General features: G+C 70.0%; 14 protein-coding genes and 1 pseudogene. 9 read left to right on the forward strand and 6 right to left on the reverse strand.

Annotation, left to right across the window (positions count from 1 at the left end; all coding sequences use genetic code 11):
• The first annotated feature begins 178 nt into the window (after window positions 1-178).
• Window positions 179-385, forward strand: a complete 207-nt coding sequence (locus tag VF794_RS38620; RefSeq protein WP_331118527.1) for a cold-shock protein — start codon at window positions 179-181, stop codon at window positions 383-385.
• 95 nt (window positions 386-480) lie between these two features.
• Here the strand turns inward: VF794_RS38620 and VF794_RS38625 are convergent, their stop codons facing one another.
• Window positions 481-2700 (reverse strand): S9 family peptidase, encoded by a 2220-nt coding sequence (locus VF794_RS38625; RefSeq protein ID WP_331118529.1) that lies wholly within the window; start codon window positions 2698-2700, stop codon window positions 481-483.
• Between the two features lie 79 nt (window positions 2701-2779).
• Between VF794_RS38625 and VF794_RS38630 the strand changes: the two genes are divergently transcribed.
• On the forward strand, window positions 2780-3544 hold the full coding sequence (locus VF794_RS38630; protein WP_331118531.1) for a hypothetical protein: 765 nt from the start codon (window positions 2780-2782) through the stop codon (window positions 3542-3544).
• Between the two features lie 138 nt (window positions 3545-3682).
• Window positions 3683-5497 carry a methyl-accepting chemotaxis protein gene (locus VF794_RS38635; RefSeq protein WP_331118533.1) on the forward strand — a complete coding sequence of 605 codons (1815 nt, stop codon included), beginning with the start codon at window positions 3683-3685 and terminating at the stop codon, window positions 5495-5497.
• Between the two features lie 53 nt (window positions 5498-5550).
• Here the strand turns inward: VF794_RS38635 and VF794_RS38640 are convergent, their stop codons facing one another.
• Genes VF794_RS38640 through VF794_RS38650 form a run of 3 tightly spaced genes read right to left on the reverse strand, consistent with a single transcriptional unit; the run spans window position 5551 to window position 10993 of the window.
• Complete coding sequence (locus VF794_RS38640; protein ID WP_331118535.1) at window positions 5551-7851, reverse strand: hypothetical protein; 2301 nt, start codon at window positions 7849-7851, stop codon at window positions 5551-5553.
• Between the two features lie 27 nt (window positions 7852-7878).
• Complete coding sequence (locus VF794_RS38645; protein ID WP_331118537.1) at window positions 7879-9258, reverse strand: glycosyltransferase family 39 protein; 1380 nt, start codon at window positions 9256-9258, stop codon at window positions 7879-7881.
• Complete coding sequence (locus VF794_RS38650) at window positions 9245-10993, reverse strand: BamA/TamA family outer membrane protein (protein ID WP_331118539.1); 1749 nt, start codon at window positions 10991-10993, stop codon at window positions 9245-9247. Before VF794_RS38650 ends, VF794_RS38645 begins: the two co-directional genes overlap by 14 nt.
• 146 nt (window positions 10994-11139) lie before the next feature.
• On the opposite strand from VF794_RS38650, the gene VF794_RS38655 reads away from it, so the two are divergent.
• A complete protein-coding gene (locus VF794_RS38655) occupies window positions 11140-11499 on the forward strand; it encodes a response regulator (protein ID WP_331118541.1) in 360 nt (119 codons plus the stop codon).
• Between the two features lie 12 nt (window positions 11500-11511).
• Here the strand turns inward: VF794_RS38655 and VF794_RS38660 are convergent.
• A pseudogene (locus VF794_RS38660) lies at window positions 11512-11625 on the reverse strand (cobalamin-binding protein); the annotation flags it as partial.
• 88 nt (window positions 11626-11713) lie between these two features.
• Between VF794_RS38660 and VF794_RS38665 the strand changes: the two are divergent.
• The 3 genes from VF794_RS38665 (at window position 11714) to VF794_RS38675 (ending at window position 15011) form a co-directional block, all read left to right on the forward strand.
• Window positions 11714-12766, forward strand: a complete 1053-nt coding sequence (locus VF794_RS38665; RefSeq protein WP_331118542.1) for a hypothetical protein — start codon at window positions 11714-11716, stop codon at window positions 12764-12766.
• Between the two features lie 158 nt (window positions 12767-12924).
• On the forward strand, window positions 12925-14283 hold the full coding sequence (locus VF794_RS38670; RefSeq protein WP_331118544.1) for a Tox-REase-5 domain-containing protein: 1359 nt from the start codon (window positions 12925-12927) through the stop codon (window positions 14281-14283).
• On the forward strand, window positions 14280-15011 hold the full coding sequence (locus VF794_RS38675) for an immunity 52 family protein (RefSeq protein WP_331118547.1): 732 nt from the start codon (window positions 14280-14282) through the stop codon (window positions 15009-15011). Before VF794_RS38670 ends, VF794_RS38675 begins: the two co-directional genes overlap by 4 nt.
• Before the next feature lie 3 nt (window positions 15012-15014).
• Here the strand turns inward: VF794_RS38675 and VF794_RS38680 are convergent, their stop codons facing one another.
• Entirely contained in the window at window positions 15015-16322 is a 1308-nt protein-coding gene (locus tag VF794_RS38680; RefSeq protein ID WP_331118549.1) for an ammonium transporter, read from the reverse strand.
• Between the two features lie 257 nt (window positions 16323-16579).
• Here VF794_RS38680 and VF794_RS38685 point away from each other — a divergent pair, with 257 nt between their 5' ends.
• Together VF794_RS38685 and VF794_RS38690 are read left to right on the forward strand one after the other, a co-directional pair.
• Window positions 16580-18205 (forward strand): serine/threonine protein kinase, encoded by a 1626-nt coding sequence (locus VF794_RS38685; protein WP_331118551.1) that lies wholly within the window; start codon window positions 16580-16582, stop codon window positions 18203-18205.
• A gap of 8 nt (window positions 18206-18213) precedes the next feature.
• Window positions 18214-19362, forward strand: a 1149-nt coding sequence (locus VF794_RS38690) for a TonB-dependent receptor plug domain-containing protein (RefSeq protein ID WP_331118553.1), incomplete at its 3' end; no start/stop codon positions are given.

Below are 19362 nucleotides of genomic sequence, written 5' to 3' on the forward strand. Positions count from 1 at the left end.
CGAGGACCCCACTCGGCTCCTGCTGGAAATTTGAAAACCGGTTAAACGGTGCAAGCAGGAAAACAGGGCAGCCGACTGGACAGGCGCTCGGCTGCCCGCCTAGCCTTCCTCACAAGTCACCCGACGGACGGGGGACGGGCGAACGGCTGACTCCGGTCAGCCCTGACGAGGAAGCACAATGGCTATCGGTACCGTGAAGTGGTTCAACGACGCGAAGGGCTTCGGATTCATCGTGCAGGACGAGGGTGGCGAGGATGTGTTCTGCCACCACACCGCCATCAACATGGACGGTTTCCGGACCCTCGCCGAGGGGCAGAAGGTGGAGTTCGAGCTGGCCCGCGGCCCCAAGGGCCTCCAGGCGCAGAACGTGCGTCCCGCCGCCTGAAGTCCTGAGCCACGCCTCGCGGTAGTGGCCTCGGAAAAAAGGCCCGGTCTCCTCTAGAGGAGCCGGGCCTTTCTCTTCGCGGGCGTGCCCCGCGACTACTTCGCGAGGTGGCGCTTGAAGTGGTTCATCACCCACTCGTACTGGCGCTGGGTGACGAGGGGATCCGGCACCATGTGGGTGAGGCCGCTCAAGGGCAGCAACTCATGGTGCTTGCCGGCGCGGAAGAGGGCGTCGGACAGCTTGAGGGTGTGGAAGAAGTAGACGTTGTCGTCCGCGGTGCCGTGGATGAGGAGCAGCGGGGCGATGGGCTTGCTGGTGTCGCGGGCGTAGGTGAGCAGCGAGCTCTTCTCGTAGGCCTCGGGGTGCTGCTGGGGCAGGCCGAGGTAGCGCTCGGTGTAGTGGGTGTCGTAGTCGAGCCAGTCCACGACGGGGGCGCCCGCCACGGCGGCCTTGAAGACGTCCGGGCGCTTGAGGGCGGCGAGCGCGCCCATGTAGCCGCCGAAGCTCCAGCCTTCAATCCCCACGCGCTGCGGGTCCACCTCGGGCACCTCGGCGGCGAGCGCCTGCACGGCGGCGGCCTGGTCCTCCAGCGTCACGCCGGCGAAGTCCAGGTGCACGGCGCGCTGCCACTTGGAGCCGCGCAGCGGGGTGCCGCGGCCGTCGAAGCGGGCGATGAGGAAGCCCTGGTCCGCCATCCACTGCGACAGCAGGTGGGCGGCCATGGACTTGTGGACGACGGTGACGGTGGGGCCGGCGTACACCTCGACGATGACGGGCAGCTTCTGGCCGGGCTTCGCGTTGCGCGGGCGCACCAGCGAGGAGTGGAACTTGAGCGGGCCCACCTCGCGGAACTCCACCACCGGGGTGAAGGAGGGCTCCACGGCCACGGAGGGCAGCTCGCCCACGCGGGTGCCATCCACGCGCGCCACGTAGGTGCGCGGCATGGAGGTGGGGCTCGAGTGGTTGATCACCACCAGGGTGCCGGAGCGGGAGACACTGCCGCTCTCGATGGCCAGGCCGGTGGTGCCGGGGCGCACCTGCTCGGGGGCGCCGCCGTCCTTCACGCGCCACAGGTAGCTCTCGGTGGGGTTGGGGCCGCCCACGAAGAAGAGGGTGCGCTCCTTGTCGAGGTAGCGCGCGAGCCCGCGGAAGCCCGCGTCCGGCTTCACCAGCGAGCGCGCGAGGCTCCCATCCGCGTTGCGCAGCTCCAGCTCGGGGCCGCCATTGCGCTCGGTGTACCAGAGGAAGCCGCTGCCATCCTCCAGCCACAGGGGGAAGGTCTGCTCCAGCTCCAGCCAGGCCTCGTCCTTCTCGGTGAGCAGCTCGCGCGTCTTGCCGGTGGCCACGTCCACCGCGAGCAGCTTCTCCTCCGTCTGCGTGCGGTTCTGCACCAGCACGGTGAGGGGGCCCTTCTTCGGCCACACCACGGTGGCCAGGTACGGGTACTTCTCCGCGTCCCACTGCACCCACACCGTCTTGCCGCCCGTGACGGGGGTGATGCCCAGGCGCACCTTCGCGTTGTTCTTGCCCGGGCGCGGGTAGGAGTAGTCCTCGGCGCCGCGCTCGGGGTGCATCACGTCGATGATGGAGAGCTTCTCCACGCCCGAGGTGTCCGCCTCCGTGTAGGCGATGGACTTCGCGTCCGGGCTCCACCACCAGCCCGAGAAGCGGCTCATCTCCTCCTGGGCGACGAACTCGGCCAGACCGTGCGTCTTGGCCGGGGTGCCGCCGCTGGTGACGCGGCGCTCCTTGTTGGAGGCCAGCTCGAGGCGGAACACGTCGTTGTCCCGGACGTAGCCCACCTGCGTGCCGTCGGGGGAGAAGCGCGGGTCGATGACGCCCTCACCCGTCTTCAGCTCCGTGGACTTCCCGCTGGTGCGCTCGACGAGGTAGAGCTTCCCGGAGAGCGGCACGAGGATGCGCTCGCCATCGTCGGAGAGCAGGTAGGAGGTGATGCCCCGGGCACTCACGCGCATGCGCTCGCGGCGGGCCTTCTCCTCGGGGGAGAGCGTCTCCTCGGAGCCCTTGAGAATGGCCTCGGGGGTGAGCACCTCCTTCGCCTCACCCGTCGCCACGTCGAAGGCGAAGAGGGTCTGGATGGGGGCGCGGGGTTGGCCGCGCAGGAACAGGACGGTCTTCTCGTCGGGGGTGAAGCGGGGGTTGACGGGGCGGCCGCTCATGAAGCGGCGCGTCTCCGCGTAGTCCCGCAGGAAGGCATCTTGCGAAGCGGTCATGGTCTTGGCGGGGGGCTGCGGCTGCTGGGCGAGGACGGGGGCACTCACGAGGGTGAGGAGCGCGGCGAGCAGGATGCGCATGCGGGGCTGGCGCCCGGAGGACGGGCGATCCCTCCTTCTTGGGTAGGAAGCGCGCGCAGCCTACACTCCCGGCCCGGTGATGGACGATTCTCTGAACCACCTGAGGTTGGCGGGCGTCATCCGGTTGTCGCTCGGCGGCGGGCGGGGGCCGACGGACGCGTACGTGTTCGATCCCCACCGGCTGGCGCTGCCCTCGTGGGCGTGTGCACTGGGAGACGGGCCGGCGGCGCTGCTGGTGACGCTGGACCGGCACCTGGACCTGGTGGTGCCCGCGGCGCCGGCGGCGGTGCCGGACCGCTCGGCGGGGCTGAGGGCCCTGGACGAGCACGCCCGCTGGGCGCTGGACGTGCGCAACTACGACCACGTGCTGGCGGCGATGGAGGCGGGGTTGGTGGGGGACGCACTGGTGCTCGCACGGGGGCGGCCCCGGGGGACGTACGCCGGGGACGTGTACGTGGACACCCGGGGGCGCTCACACCGGCTGGTGGTGGTGCCCACGGTGGACCGGGCCGCCGAGGCCTTCAACGCCCCCGCCCCCGGTGACGCGGTGCGAGAGGTGCTGGCGGCCGCACCGCGAGTGCTGCTGGACGTGGACCTGGACTGCTTCACCAGCTTGAGCGACGCGGACCCGACGACGGTGTTGCCCTGGCCTCGGAGTGTCATCCGGGAGTACCTGCTGCCACCCGGCTCGGAGGCCTTCTGGGAGGCGGTGCTGGAGAAGTGCGTCGCGCTGACGCTGGCGAGGGAGCCGCACCACTGCGGCGGGCTCCTGGCCTCGGGAGTGCTCTTCCAGGACGTGGCGCAGGTGCTCTTCCGGGAGCTGCTGGGCACGGAGCCTCCCTAGCCACCCTTCCCCTTTTGAAGACTCACTGGAATGGGCGCGGTAGCATCCGGTCGCCCGAGGAGCATCCAGGCAGGCACCGCTCTTTCTCTCCGAGTCCCTCCATCCGCCCCCCTCCCTCTGGGAGAATGGCCCCGCCTCATGACCGGCCCCGCCCCAACGACGGTTCCTCCCCTGCTCCTCCGCCAGAGCCTCCTCTCCGTGCTGGCCTGGCTCACCCCCTCCGCGCCCATCGCCGCGTACCTCGTCGGCATGTCGCTCGGGCTGTCGAGCCAGGAGATCGTCTGGGCCCTGCTCCACGTGCTGCCCCCCGTCTTCCTGGTGGCGGGCGTGCTCGTGCCCTGGCTGGGCATCGCCCGGCTGCTGCGCCGCAACTACCGCACCAACCCTGGCGAGCCCGCGCAGGCGCGCTTCGTCCGCCTCCAGATGCTGCCCTGGAAGCTCGCCTTCGTGGGGGTCCAGGCGGCCTATCTGGTGGGCGGCGTCCTCTTCACCGTCCCGCTCGTCCTGCTGTTCCACAAGAATCCCCTCCTGGTGGGGCTCGGGATGCTCGTCTCCGCCACCTTCGGCCAGGTGCTCTCCCTGCCCGCGGGCATCCGCTTCGAGCAGCTGGTGATGCCCTCCGTGCTCGAGGAGCGTGGCCGCGTGCGGATGCGCGCCAGCGGCAAGGGCCCCTTCTGGCCTCGCCAGCGCTGGTATCTGCCCTATGCGTTCGGCGGCACCCTGACGAGCACCGTGCTGCTCACCGGGCTGGTCATCGTCATCCAGACGCTCGAGCTGCGCGACGCCGAGGTGCGGGCCATCCTCGCGGACCCGACGCTCGCCGAGGGACAGGGCGCGCTGATCGCCGCGAGGCTCCAGGGCTTCAGCGACACGCTGCTCTCGACCCTGGGCCCGCCCCTGCTCATGCTGGGGGTGTTCATCCTCATCGTCCCCTCGCTTTCCGCCTGGATGCTGGCGCGCCGCCAGGTGCGGGCGACGGCGGCCATCCAGGAGGCCCTCGAGGGGCTGGCCCACGGCAAGCCCGTCCCTCCCCTCTGGGCCTCCACCGACGAGGTGGGAGACCTGGCCGCGGCCATGGTCTCGGTCCTGGAGCGGCTCCAGGAGATTCCCACCCGCCTGCATGCCTCGTCCAAGCTGCTGCTCTCGGCGGGGACGGCGCTCGGCGCGGCGAGCAACCAGCAGCGCCAGAGCCTCTCCGAGCAGGCCGCCATGCTCCAGCAGGCGCACCTCACGTCCGAGGAGATCCGCACCACCTCCGAGCTGGCCTCGCACAAGGCCGAGAGCGTGCTGAGCGTGGCGGGCCACGCGGAGCAGCTCGGGCAGTACGGAGAAGAGGCCATCGAGCGGACCGTCACGGGCCTGAGCACCATCCGGGACTTCGTGGATGGCATCCGCACGAAGGTGCTGCGGCTCCAGGAGAGCGCCACGAAGATCGCCAGCATCGCCGTCACCGTGAAGGACCTGGCGGACCAGTCCCACCTGCTGGCGCTCAACGCCTCCATCGAGGCCGCGCGCGCGGGAGATCAGGGCGCGGGCTTCGCGGTGGTGGCCAGTGAGATCCGCAAGCTGGCCGATCAGACCATCCGGGAGAACGCCCTCATCCGCAGGAGCCTGCTGGACATCGGCACCGCCATCCGGGACGTGGTCTCCATGAGCGAGCAGGGTGCCAAGCAGGTCGACGGCGGCCTGGAGATGGTGCGCTCCTCGGGCGTCAACCTGCGCGAGATGTCGCTCATCATCCAGGAGAACGCCGCGGCCGTGCGGCAGATCGCCAGCGCGGTGAATCAGCAGAACACGGGCATCGCGCACATCTTCAACGCCATCGCCCACATCTCCTCCGGCATGGACGAGACGATGAAGCGCCTGGACACGACGCTCCAGGCCACCGAGACGCTCCAGGCCGTCACCCGCGAGGTGACGGAGATCGCCCGGAAGTACCAGCTCAACGACTAGGGACGCGCCCGAGGCCCCGAGGTCTCTGAAGACCTCGGGCGCGCGGCCGGTGGCTAGGGGACGCGCAGCCGGGGGATCAGCGTGAGCGGACCGGGCGGCTGGGAGGAGTTCTCATGCGGGAGGACGTCCACCCGGTACGTACCGGGGTACACCGGCCCGCTGAAGCTCCACCCGTCCTCCACCGAGCAGGACACCCGGACCCGGGCCGTCGCGCCGGTCTCCAGGTCCGTGAACTGGACCACCGAGTAGTAGGCGAACCAGTAGAAGAAGTAGGTGCAGGTCGTGTCGGCGATGGGCGCGCCATTGCGGAGGATGTGACCCGCCACATTCTGGGTCCGCACGTCGAGCACGAGGTCCGAGCGGTTCGCCTGGAGCGCCACCGAGGGGATGACGGTGCGCAGCGAGCTCGGCAGTGTGGAGCCCTCCTGCGCCAGGACGTCGACCCGGTAGTTCCCCGCGTAGACCCGGCCCGAGAAGGTCCACCCGGCCTCCTCCGTGCAGGTGATGGGCACCAGGAAGGAGTAGCCCTGGGCCGCGTCGGTCAGCAGCACGTTGGAATGCACGTAGTAGCCGAATCCGATGGAGATGGAGCAGTTCGCTCCGGGGATGGAGGCACCGCCGCGGGTGATGCTCCCGGAGACATCCACCACGCGCACGTCGAGCGCGATGTTGGCGCGATCCGCCCGCGCGTCGAGCGAGGACAGCGCGGTGTAGGGCTGCTGCGGGAGGGACGCACCGAGGCGCGCGGCGACCTTCGCCGTGTACATCCCGGGGTGGGTGAGACCGTCGAAGCTCCAACCGGCCGTCTCCGAGCAGGCGATGGGTACGTTCACCGTGCGGTTGGTGGTCGCATCCACCAGGGACACGAACGACAGGTCGTAGAAGCCGTAGCTGTTACGACCCAGGCAGCTCGTATCCGCCAGGGGCGCGCCATTCTGGGTGATGGTGCCCGAGACGCGCACCGTGGGCACGTCGAGCACCATCCCCGACTGCGACGCGAGCACCGTCACGGAGGTGAGCGCCGGATAGGGGGCGGGTGGCAGCGAAACCGGGAGGGTGGGGTCGAGATCCTGCCGTGCGACGACCTCCACACGATAGGTGCCCGCGTAGATCGGGCCCCTGAACGTCCACCCCGTCTCCGGGGTGCAGGAGACGGGCACGGAGATCCGGAAACCCTTCGTCGTCTCCACGAAATCCACTTCCGAGGAGTCCACGAGCGCGGGGGAGCCGCCCGAGTTGTAGTTGCAGTTGTAGTCCAGCAGGGGGGCGCCATTGCGCAGGATGGAGCCCGACACCTCGACGGAAGGGATGTCGAGGACGAGGCCGGTCCGGTCGGCCTCCAGGCTCAAGGACTCGAGGATGGGATAGGGCACCGCGGAGAGCGCCGAGGACTCCTGGGCGGCCACCGCGACACGGTAGGTGCCCGGCAGGACGGCCCCGCTGAAGATCCACCCCTCCGTGTCCGAGCACCGGGCCGGCACGGCGAGGGTGAAGCCGCGCGTCGTCTCGGTGAAGCGGACGGAGCCGGGCGCATAGGCCGGACAGGTTGCACTGGTGAGCGGCGTGCCGTTGCGGGTGAGCGTGCCCGCGACGTTCACCGTGCGCACGTTGAGCACCACGTCCGCGCGGCCCGTCGCCAGGTCGAGCGAGGGCAGCACCACGAAGGGCGTCCCCGGTACCGAGGAAGCATCACGTGCATCGAACTCCACCTTGTAGGTGCCAGGGTAGAGCTGTCCGCTGAAGGTCCAGCCCTCCGTGGCCGAGCAGGTGACTGGCAAGGTCTTCGTGCCACCCCGCGTCGTCTCGGTGAGCCGCACGTATGAATACTCTCCCCAGTACTCATAGGAGCAGGTCGTATCCAGAACGGGGGCCCCGTTGAGGGTGATGGAGCCCGAAACGGGCACGGGCTTCAGGTCGAACGCGAGCGTCGAGAGGTCGCCCCCCGCGCAAACGCCGCTGGAATTGCAGGTGAAGGACTCGGGGCAGCTCATCAGGCAGGTCGCGCCGCAGACGTTGGCGACCCCCGCGCCGCCACACGTCTCGTGGCCCGAGCAGGTGCCACACTCCAGCGTGTTGCCACACCCATCCGACACCGGGCCGCAGTTCTTCCCCTGCGCCGCGCAGCTCGTGGGCACGCAGCTCCCAGCGTCCGGCACGCCCCCAGCGTCCGGCACGCCCCCGGCGTCCGGCACGCCCCCGGCGTCCGGCACGGTCGAGGTGCCTCCATCATCCGTCGTGCCCCCCGTGCCCGCGTCCGCGGAGCCGCCAGGAGGAGTGCTGGGCTCCTCCGGCTGACAACCCGCTCCCGCGATGGCGAGCAACACCACGAGTCCCGTCAAATACACACCGCGCATCAACAGCTCCCTGTCGGGGAAATCACCTCATGGACAGCGCGTCCACAGCGCGACTGTGCCCCAACGCCGCTGGAAGCAGAAGTCGGCGGCGCGAAGGGTCTCCTCGCCCAGTGCCTTGCCGTCCACGAGGGCGTGGGAGGACCCCGCGTCCGCGAGCCGCTCCCGCGTTTCCTCCTCGGAGCGCCCGGAGGCCACGAACACCGGCACATCGCGGTGCAGGTAGAAGCGACCGCCGGTGTTCCACTCGGGAGGGCCAGCGACGACGAGCCCGGTGAGTGCCGCGTCCCTGCCCGCGAACACGGTGGCGTCGATCACCCCCTGGCGCAGCCCGAGCGGGAACAGCACGGAGGCCGCCGCCACGGAGGAGAGCACGTACAGGCCCACCAGCAGCCGCATCACCCCACGTCGCGCCGCCAGCCGGGAGAGGTCGCCCCGGGCGGGGCCCGCGGCGATGGCGATGAACAGGGGCAGCAGCGGCACCAGGAAGCGCGCCTCCTTGTGCCCCAACGCGCTCACCACCCCGAGGTAGAAGGCGAAGGCCCCCACGAGCACGTCTCTCCGGGCCAGCCCGCGCGCGAAGTGCCAGAGGAGCAGCAGGGGCGCCATGCCGGCGAAGATGGGCGCGTACCACCACCCCGGCTGCCGGCCGAACTGGGACGCCGAGGAGCCGCTGGAGATGTTGAAGTGGAAGTAGCGCCAGGCGGAGTGCCACGGCGTGCCCCAGGTGAGCCAGTCGAGCACGCCAAGCCCCAGCAGCACCGCGCCCACGCCCACCGCGAAGCCCGCGAGCGAGCGCCAACGCCGGGCCCCCAGCAGGCTCGCGGCGAGGGGCACACCGAAGACCGCCGAGGGGTAGCGGATGACGAACGCCAGGCCGAGCAGCACTCCGCTCCACAGGCCCTCGCGCGGGCCTCCCCCGGCTCGCGCGCGTTGAGCCCACAGCAGCGCCCCCAACAGGGGCACCACGCTCAGCACATCCCCGAGCGGCCGCGCGGCATAGATGAGGAATCCTCCCCAGGTGACGTGAACACCCGCCGCCAGGAGCGCCGCCTCGCGACCGTCCCGCTCCTCCACGAGTCGGAACAGCGTCAATGTCCCCACTGCCTGCACACCCACGCAGACACACCACACGGTGGCCACCATCGCCCACGGGTGCTCCAGCCCGACGGCCCGGCACAGCGCGAGCAGCCCCGCGAGCACCCCAGGGACACCCCAGTTGCGCAGCCCCTCCACCCACTCCCAGGCGACCACGCGGTAGCCGAAGACGAGCCCATGGGCAGGCTCCAGGAATTGGAAGACCTCATCCGGGTGCACCCGGCCCCGCGAGAGCGCCGCCACCCCCACCGCGAGGAAGGCCCCCACCGCGGCGAGCCTCGCCGGGTCCGCCTTGAAGCTAGAGCGGAGCATCGAGGAACGAGGGCCGGAACTCCGTCACCTGCCCACCGCTGAAGGAGAAGCGTCCGCCGAACGGAGGCCGGTCGTCGTTGAGGACGTACCCGAAGTCGAGGCGGAACGGGAAGGTGTTGAACTGGGGGAAGAGCAGCCGCAGCCCCACGCCCACCGAGTGGACGAAGCGCGGCCCCTCATCGAACGCCGAGCCCGCGTCGTAGAACAGCACGCCGCCCAGGTGCACCGTATAGAGGACGAGCGGCCGGGTGCGGTACTCCACGTTGAGCAGGGCCAGGCGCTTGCCCGAGTACGCCTCCGGCCGAGCGCCCCGCAGCCCGTTGCCTCCGCCGAGCAACAGCACGCGCTCGTTCAGGTCGTCGAGGTTCACGTCCAGCAGACCCCGGGCCACGAAGCGCCCGCCGAGCACCTTCGGGGACACCTGCTGCACCTCGACGCCCCAGCGGCGGTTGGTCCACCGCGCCTGCCCTTCCCCACCGAGCACCCGGCGCACGGAGGTGGCGGCGGCCAGCGCGGAGAGGGCGTCGCCCAGACGGAAGCGGTAGCGGGCGGTGAGGCCCACCTCGGCGAAGTTCCCCGCCGAGGCCAGCAGCGCGGGCGCGTAGCGCGCCGTGGCGGTGACGTAGTGCCCCACCTGGAAGTCCTCGGAGAGCGCGTAGGAGTCCACGTCGCGCAGCACCTCGTAGCGGGCCTCCCAGACGCGCGCGTAGGCGAGGACATAGGTGGCGTCCTCGCTGCGCGGCAGGTGTTTCTCCCGCAGCCACGTGCGCTGGGCCTCGTCCAGCGCGGAGCTCTCGGGGGCCCCATAGCGCCGGTGGTACACGCCCAGCCCCCCTCCCGCGTCCAGCTTGTACCGCGAGCCCCAGGAGCGCAGGTACAGCGAGCTCCCGCTGAGCTCGCGCGCGTCGTAGACGTAGGGCACCGTCCCCCCCTCGGGGTACGGCAGCGCCCACACGTCGGCGCCGCGGAAGACACGCACGGGCTGCACGCGCCACACCGCCTGCGCCTGGAAGCTCCAGGGTGTATCCAGCGAGAAGAAGGGCCGGGTCAGCAGCACGCTGCCCCGGGTGCCCTCGGGCCGCTGACTCTCGCGCCCGACGATGAGGTTGGCGTTCTCACTGAGGGACCAGCGGCTGCCGCCCAGGCGTGGATCCACATACGTCTGCCCGAAACTCAACGCGTCCCGGCGCAGGAGGAAGTCCAGCGCCACCTTCTTGTTGAGCCCGAGGAAGTTCTGCTCGGTGCCCTGAAGACGCAGGGACTGCACCAGCGAGCCCACCAATTGGATGTCCTGGTTGAGCCGCAGCGACCACAGATCCTTGGTGATGACCAGCAGCGACACCGCGTCCGGCGTGGACCCCTGGACCGGCACCACGCGCACCACCGCGAAGATGCCCAGCTTGCGCAGGTTGCGCGCCGTCTCCGCGGCGAGCGCGGGCACGTAGGGCTTGCCCGGCTCCAGCAGCACCTCGCGCCGGATGACCGACTCCCGGGTGCGGGCGTGGAACACGTTGAGCGGCGACGGGTACGGGTCGCTCGGGGCGACGACGTCCTCCGAGGCCACCAGCACCGACTCCAGGCGCTTGCCCTCGGGGTCGGGCTCGACCGGGTGGCCGTACCGGGCCAGTCCCCATTGCGCGAGCGCGTCCTCATAACCCTCGGGGGGCCGGGGCGCGGGCGTGGGGGCCGCCACCAGCAGCGGCGCGGCGATCAGGGCGAGCCAGGCGGGCGACACGGCCCCATCCTGTCACGCCCGGGTGCACGGGAATACGGTAGTGAACAACTCAGCCTGTTCGGGCCTGGAGGGGGTTTCCCGGACGGGACAGGAAGCGGGAGACTCCAGTCTTTCGAGAGTGGACCCCCGTAACGTCCGGAAGCAACGTGAAGATTCTCCTGGTAGAGGACAACGAGGACATCCGCGAGGGCTTGACCGACCTGCTCGAGAGTGAGGGGTATTCGGTCGCCGGCAGCGGTACAGCGGAAGATGGGCTGGCCCTCCTGCGAAGGGAGTCCTTCCAGCTCGTCATCACCGATTACATGCTGCCCGGCGAGAACGGCGGGTGGCTGCTGGAGCAGGCGGCGAGAGAGCAACGGCTGCACGGCATGGGGGCGATGATGATCACCGCCCACCCGAGGGTGCGACCTCCGGACGGAGTGCGTCTGATGCACAAGCCGTTGGACATCGACGACTTCCTGCGCGTGGTGGGTGAGTCACTCACCTGTCTGCGCGCCACCGGGTAGCGGGGCCGAGCGCAGGTCTCCGGCGCCGATGCGGTAGAGCGTCTCGGTCGTCTCCTCGGTCATGCAGACGAGGCGCTGGGGGTAGCGCGGCGCCGAGGAGAGCAGGGCCTTGAGTCGGTCGGTCACGGACCCAGTGTAGGGCCCCGGGCTTCCTTCCGGGGAGCGTTCCGGACCATGCTCTCCCCTACCAGCCAGGCCCTGGATGGGGACCCACATGACGCCCGTACACACGACTTCCCGAACCTGGGTGACCGTTCTCTTCCTCTTGGTGGCGGTGAGCGCCTGCGGGCCCCGCACCATCAAGCAGCGCCAGGCCTTCGGCGAGAAGCGGACCGACGAGGCCACCCTCCTGCTCAGCCAGGCCGAGCAACACCTGCGCAACCTGGACGCGGAGAGTGCCCTGCCCAAACTCGCGAAGGTGAAGGAGATCCTCGCCCATCCCGACGTCGACCTTTCCCCCGAGGGGGAGATGTGCCGCATGCAGCTCGCGGAACTCCAGGCGCTCGTGCCCAAGGTCCGTGAGGAGCGCGACCGCCGGGAGCGCACGGCCCGCGAGGAGAGCGAGCGGCAGCGGCTCGAGGCGGCGGTGGAGAAGCAGCGGGACGACGTCGTGCAGGCGATGGCGGCGGTGACGGAGGCGCTGGACGCCATCGAGGGGAAGGACGCGGACGCCGCGCAGGTGAAGGCGCTGAACGAGGCGCTCCAGCGCACCCGGGAGCGGCTGAAGGCGGGCAAGGAGGTGGAGGCGAAGAGCGAGGACTACGCGGCGTCCGCGCGGAGGACGGAGCGGCGCCTGGAGCAGGCGGAAGCGAGGGCGCGGCTGGCGCAGCGGGTGGTCGACTTCATTTCCGGGCCGCTGGGAGACAGTCAGGAGGCGCAGGAGTTGGAGAAGAAGGCGCGGCGGGAAAAGGAGCTGGAGGCGCGGCTCTCGCTCTATACGGACGTGCACGAGCGCTTCCAGCGCTGCGGCGAGGAGGCGGAGAAGCTGCTCGCCGAGGTCCCCGAACTCGCGCGCAATCCCATCCAGGTGAAGGGTCGGCCGACGGTGGTCCGGGTCATCGCCACGGGCTGCAAGACCCGGGCGAGCGCTGTCCAGCGCGTGGTGACGAAGCTGGAGCAGGCCAAGGTGAAGCGGGACAAGTTCCAGGAGAAGCTCGCGAAGGCCAAGGCCGCCCGTGAGGAGAAGCTCGCGAAGGCCAAGGCGGCCCAGGCAGCGAAGCTTGAGAAAGCCAAGGCGGCCCAGCAGAAGGCTCAAGCGGGCAAGTGATTGACCGTTCCTCGCAGCGGTCTCACGCGAGCCCCCTGATCCTGGCTGTCCTCATGCTCCTCATGGGCTGCGCCACGAGCGGGCCTCCGCCCAGGTCGGCGTGGGTGGGCCATCAAGCCCAGCAACACCTCGACATGGGAGGAGGTGGCCCGGCCTCGATGCCGACCTCCCTGGTGCAGGGAAGACTGGTGGAACTGGACGACTTCGAGGTCCTGCTCCTCCGGGCCGGGTTGGACGACTCCACCTTGCGGCCTCCGCGCGAGGCGGACTTCACGCCCGAGGACGCCGCCGAGCTGTACGACGTGCTGCTGTCCCGTCCCGTCACCCTGGCCCATTTCGGCCCGCGTCTGGCGGCCTCGTTCCTGCTGCGTGAAGTCATGGAGGGCGAGGAGGAGTTGCCACGCCCTACCCTGCTCGCACGCGTGCACCGCTTCGAGGGCCTGGCGGTGCTGCGCCCTGACGGCTACCTCGCCTGGGCCCTGAACGGTCAGACCCAACAGCGCGTGGGGCATGTGGTGCTGAAAGAGGGTGCATTGAGCGCGGGCCTCTTCGAGGTAGGCCGCTTCTACGATGGCCGCGGCGGTGTCTTCCTGCCGGTGGATGAGCACCTCCGACGCGTCCGGACCACTCCACCGCTCGCCGAGGTGTACAACGACGGAGACGTCATCGGTCGCACCCTGGATGGAGCGGAAGAGGCCTTCCGCGACACGGTGCTGGCCCTGGGCGGACTGGTGTTCCACCCGGGAGACAGCCTCGTGGCGCTCTCGCAACTCCCCCAGGGGGTGGCGGCGCTCGTCCTCCATTCGCCGGAGTACCTCGAGCACTTCCACTTGATGACGCGCGGAGAGCAGATCCGCACGCTATCGCGACTGACCGTCACGGTGCTCGCCACCTACGGCGCCGCCGCTGGCACCACCCGGACCCTCTCCCGGGCGGGTCGAGGACTGGAGTTCCTCTCCGTGCCCGCGCTCTCGTTGTCAGCGGACGGAGCGCTGGCGCTCCAGCGAGTGGTCGTTCCAGCGGGACGAGTCCTCACCGCGCTGGGCGGCGGCCCCGGTGCCGCTGTCGTCCTACACATGGCCAACCCGTCGGTCCAGGGAACAGGCGGCGGGAAGGCCCCACCAGCACAGCCGCAAGGCCCCGGGCAATGGAGTCCGGTCAAGGAGTCCATGAGCCGGCGCGCGGCACGCTATCAGGAGCAGATTTCCGGCCGGCCAGTGGGCGAGTCGTACGTTGTGCGAGGCGTGCGATTCGACGGCATCAAGGACGGCGTGCTGCTGGAGGCCAAGGGGCTTGGCTACGCCAACAAGTTCACCGCCAAACTGGAGCCCCAGAAGTGGTTCGCCCAAGGTACCCGCAGCCTGCAAGAGCAGGCGCGGCGTCAATTGCTCGCCGCCAAGGGTGTGCCTGTTCGGTGGCACGTAGCGGAAGCCAAGGCTGCCGAGGCCATCCGAAAGCTCTTGGTCGAGGGCAAGGTGCATGGGATTGAGGTCGTACACACTCCAATCCACCCATGAACGAGAACGACTCGAGCGAGACCTACTACGCGGGCGCTTACTGGCGTCTGCGGAAGGAGACCCCGGAAGAGTGCGGCCGACGCGCGGAGGCTTTCTTCAGGGCGCTTTCTCCGATCGACCCCTCCTTTTCCCGCTGGTTCAAGCTGGGGCGTTCCCGAAAAAAAGCGCTCGAACATCGCATCGAGATGGAGCAGCCCTCTCTGGAGAAGATGTTTCGACGCGGTAAGGACAGGACCTTCGAGGAACTGGGCTTCCGCATCGATGGCTGGAACGGTGAAAGCGATGACGATGATTCCTGCGGTTTCTACATCGTATGCGGTGGTTACGCGGAGGAAGTCGGCAACTTGTGCCTGTTTCATCTCCCCAACGGAGGTGGACCGAATTCACAGCGGATACTGACGGCCCCGGTGCTGACCGACCTGGTGCGTACCATGGCAATGGCCTGGGATCCGGACGACGCGCTCGCCATGTCCGATACGCACCGCGACCTCGTCCCGAAGCCCCATCCGGACGCGCTGGTGGGTTGGGTGACCTACCTCTCGCGCCGCCGGGGCACGGTGCCCCCGCTGCCGGCCCCGGTGCGCATCGAGCGGGTGGAGGACAAGGGCACGCTCATCGTCCTCACCCCCGAGCGCTTCACCGCGAGCAACCCCGAGCACGTCGCCCTGGCCGAGCGCGTCCGCGAGCTGCTCGACCGCGCCGGCCTGCTCGGACCCCTTCGCACCTGAACCTCACGACGTATACGCCGCCTCGCCGTGCTGGGTGGAGTCGAGCCCCATGCGCTCCTCCTCCTCGGAGACGCGCAGGCCGATCACCTTGTCCACCAGCTTGAGCAGACCGAGTGTCACCACCGCGGTGTAGGCGCCCACCACCAGCACGGCCAGCGCCTGCTTGCCGAGCAGCCCCGGGTTGCCGTGCAGCAACCCGTCCGCGCCCGCCGGGTTGAGCGAGGCCTGGGCGAACACGCCCACCAGCAGCGCGCCCAACAGGCCCCCCACCCCGTGCACGCCCCAGGCGTCCAGCGCGTCGTCGTAGTGCAGCTTCTCCTTGAGCAGCACCGCGCCGTAGCACACCACGCCGGAGATGAGCCCGATGGCCAGCGACGCCCCGGGCGACACGTAGCCCGCCGCCGGGGTGATGGCCACCAGCCCCGCCACCAGCCCGGACACGAAGCCCAGCAGCGTGGGCCGCTTGCGGAAATACCACTCGGCCGCCGTCCACGAGAGCGCCGCCGTTCCCGCCGCCACGTGCGTGGTGACGAAGGCCAGCGCCGCCACCTTCCCCGCCGACAGCGCGCTGCCCGCGTTGAAGCCGAACCAGCCGAACCACAACAGGCCCGCCCCCATCACCGTCATGGGCAGGTCATGAGGAATGAAGCGCTCGCGTCCGTAGCCCACGCGCTTGCCCACGTAGAGCGCGCTCACCAGCGCGCTCACCCCCGCCGTCCAGTGCACCACCGTGCCGCCCGCGAAATCCAGCACGCCCAGCTTCAGCAGCCACCCGCCCTCGGCCCACGCCCAGTGCGCCACCGGGTCGTACACCAGCGTGCTCCACAGCAGGATGAAGAGCGCGTACGCGCTGAACTTCATCCGCTCGGCGAACGCGCCCGAGATGAGCGCCGGGGTGATGATGGCGAACTTGAGCTGGAAGGCCATGAAGACCAGGTGCGGGATGGTCCCCTTGGGCTCCAGCGCCACCCCCTCCAGGAAGAGGTAGTCCCCTCCCCCGATGAGCCCCCCGTGCGTCTTGCCGAAGGCCAGCGAGTAGCCGAACAGCACCCACTGCACCGTCACCAGCGCGAGCGCGAAGAACGAGTACATGAACGTGGCCAGCACGTTCTTGCGCCGCACCATGCCGCCGTAGAAGAGCGCCAGCCCCGGTGTCATCAGCAGCACCAGCGCCGAGGCCATCAGCATCCAGGCCGTGTCGCCCGAATCCGCCACGGGCTCGGCCGCCTGCGCGTGCGCCAGCCCGGCAACCAGCAGACCCACCACCGGCGTCAGCCGCCGCGCCCCTCGTACCCACGGAGAAATCGACATGGACGAGCAGCGTGCCTTGACGCGCTGCGCAAGTCCAATACCCGGTGGGCTCCTGTCCAATAGGACGCAGTGCGTCAGACAAGGACTCCCCAGGTGAACTTGTCCAACACGTGACGTATCAGCGCCCGGGCCGTATTGTCGGGCCTCGCTGCACGCGCTTCCAGCGGCCTCCGGCTTTTCGGTGTTGGAGGGTCTGGTGGTAGCATACGCGAAAGGTCACGTCTCGCACCGCCCACTGGCGGTCGGCGGGGGAGCTCATGATCCAAAGTGGCGCCCAGGCGCAGAGCGCACCACCCGACGTCGGAGATCCCCTCATCGGCCGGGTTCTCAACGACAAGTTCCGCATCGTCGAGGCGCTGGGCGCGGGCGGTATGGGCCGGGTGTACAAGGCCGTGCAGGCACCGTTGGACCGGCTGGTGGCCATCAAGGTGCTCAACCCTCAGTACAGCGAGGGCAAGGACCCGGGCTTCCAGAAGCGCTTCTTCCTGGAGGCGGCCGTCACCGCCCGGCTGCGCCACCCCAACACCGTCACCATCATCGACTACGGCAAGACGGACGACGGCGTCTTCTACATCGCCATGGAGTACCTGGAGGGGCAGACGCTGGCGCAGCTCCTCACGCAGCTGGGGCCCCTGCAGTGGATGCGGGTGCTGAACATCGGCGCGCAGGTGGCGCGCTCGCTGCGCGAGGCCCACCGGGTGGGCCTCATCCATCGCGACCTCAAGCCCGCCAACATCATGGTCCTCAACCAGGAGGACGACCATGACGTGGTGAAGGTGCTGGACTTCGGTCTGGTGAAGTCCTTCCTGCCGGACCAGGGCCTGTCCAACGAGGCCGAGATCACCCAGGCCGGCGTCATCCTCGGCTCGCCGCAGTACATGGCGCCCGAGCAGGCGCGCAACGTGTCCGACCCGCGCAGCGACGTGTACTCGCTGGGCGTGGTGATGTTCCAGATGCTGGTGGGCCGCCCGCCCTTCCAGGCGGCGCAGAGCATCGACGTCATCTTCAAGCACCTCAACGAGGCCCCGCCCGCCTTCGCCGCCTTCTCGTCCACCCAAGGCGTGCCGCAGGAGGTGGAGGCGCTGGTGATGCGGTGCCTGAACAAGCGCCCCGAGGAGCGCTTCCAGTCCATGGACGAGGTGATGGAGGCCATCCGCCGCGTGGCTTCCTCCGCGGGCTTCAGCGGGGCCTTCTCCAGTCCGCGCTCCCTCTCTGGCGCCACGCCCCTCTACGCCGTCGGCAGTGGTCCCGGCTCCGGCCCGCAGACGGGCCCGCTTCCCGCCCCCCCCGCCTCGGGCGCCAGCACCGTCGCGCTGGACCTGGACATCGCCGTGGAGGAGGAGCCCGCGAAGCCGGCCCGGCGCACGCTGCCGCTGGCCCTCTTCGCCGGCTCGCTGCTGCTTGGCCTCGGCGTGGCCGCGATCCTCGCCCTGCGCGCTCCCGCGCCCCAGGCCGCTCCCGCGTCCCCGCCCGTCGTGACGGCCCCGGCGGTGAAGGCCCCCCCTCCCGTAGAGCAATCCTCCGCCGCCGAGCCCACGGCCCCGGCGCAGCGGGCCGCCGCCGAGCCCACGCCAGCGGTGGACGCTCCGCCCGCGAGCGAGCCCGCTCCCACCCGGTTCCTCATCACCAGTGAGCCCGAGGGCGCCAAGGTGATGTACGAGGGAGGCCTGCTGGGGGAGACGCCGATGGAGATCCAGGTGCCCTCGGGCATGGATGGTCGCGCGAGCGCCCGCCTCACCTTCGCGCTGGACGGCTACCAGCGCGTCACCGTCACCGCCGAGGGTGAGGGGCCCCTGGTGCACTTCACCCAGAAGCTGAAGAAGAAGTCCGGTTCACGCGCCGCGGACAGGGACTCGTCCGGGTACAAAGAAGACCCCTACTGAGATTCGTGATGACTCCGACGTCCTGGAAGCGAGCGGGCGCCCTCGCGCTCGTGCTGTGTGCGGGGACTGCCTCCGCCGACGCGCGCCTGGAGGCCCGCCGTCACTTTCGTAACGGCATGAGCCTCATTGCCCAGGGGCAGTACGACCAGGGCATCGCCGAGCTGGAAGAAGCGTACGTCATCAAGCCGCACGCCAACGTCCTCTACAACATCGCCCGCGCCTACCACGACGCGGGCCGGATGACCCAGGCGGTGGACTACTACCGGCGCTACCTCGCCGCCAACCCGCCGGACTCGGGGCCGGTGCAGACCACGCTGGCGAACCTGGAGGAGTCGCTGAGGGCCGCCGAGGCGGCGAAGCAGGCCGAGGCGACGAAGCCGGCCGAGCCGGTGGTGCCGGGCAAGAAGTCCGGGCTGCCCCCCATGCCCGCCGCGCCCGGCGGTGCCGAGGCGGCCAGGTCCCTCGCGGTGCTGGTCGAGCGGCTGGAGAAGGCCATCGCCCGCGCCGAGTCCCTCCCCGCCACGCCCGCCCCCGCGCCGCAGCCCGCGCCGGCCGCCCCCGAGCCCGTCGCCACCGAGAGCGTGGCGGAGTCCGACGAGGACGCGGGCGCGGTGCCCTACGAGGAGCGCGTGGTGACGGCCAGCCGCCGTGCCCAGTCCTCGCTGGAGGCCCCCAACGCCACCTCCGTCATCACCTCCGAGGACATCCGCCTGTCGGGCGCCACCACCCTGCCGGAGCTGCTGCGCCGCGTGCCGGGCGCCGACGTGATGATGCTGGGGCCGGGCAGCGCCAACTTCTCGGTGCGCGGCTTCAACCAGCGCATCGCCAACAAGGTGCTGGTGCTGGTGGACGGCCGCACCGAGTACCAGGACTTCCTGGGCATGACGCTCTGGTCGTCCATGCCGGTGGAGCTGGAGGACATCGAGCGGATTGAAGTCATCCGCGGCCCGGGCAGCGCCCTCTACGGCGCCAACGCGATGCTGGGCGTGGTCAACATCATCACCCGCACGCCGGGCACCGGGCCCAAGGCGCGCTTCCAGGCCCACGCCGGCAACGCCAACGCCGCGGGTGGCAGCTTCGTGAGCCATGGCAGCTCGGGCGGGCTGCGCTACCGCGCCTCGGCGGCGTACTCGCAGGCGGACAAGTGGAGCCGCGAC

The organism is Archangium sp. (assembly GCF_036389735.1).
Taxonomy (GTDB): Bacteria; Myxococcota; Myxococcia; order Myxococcales; family Myxococcaceae; genus Archangium.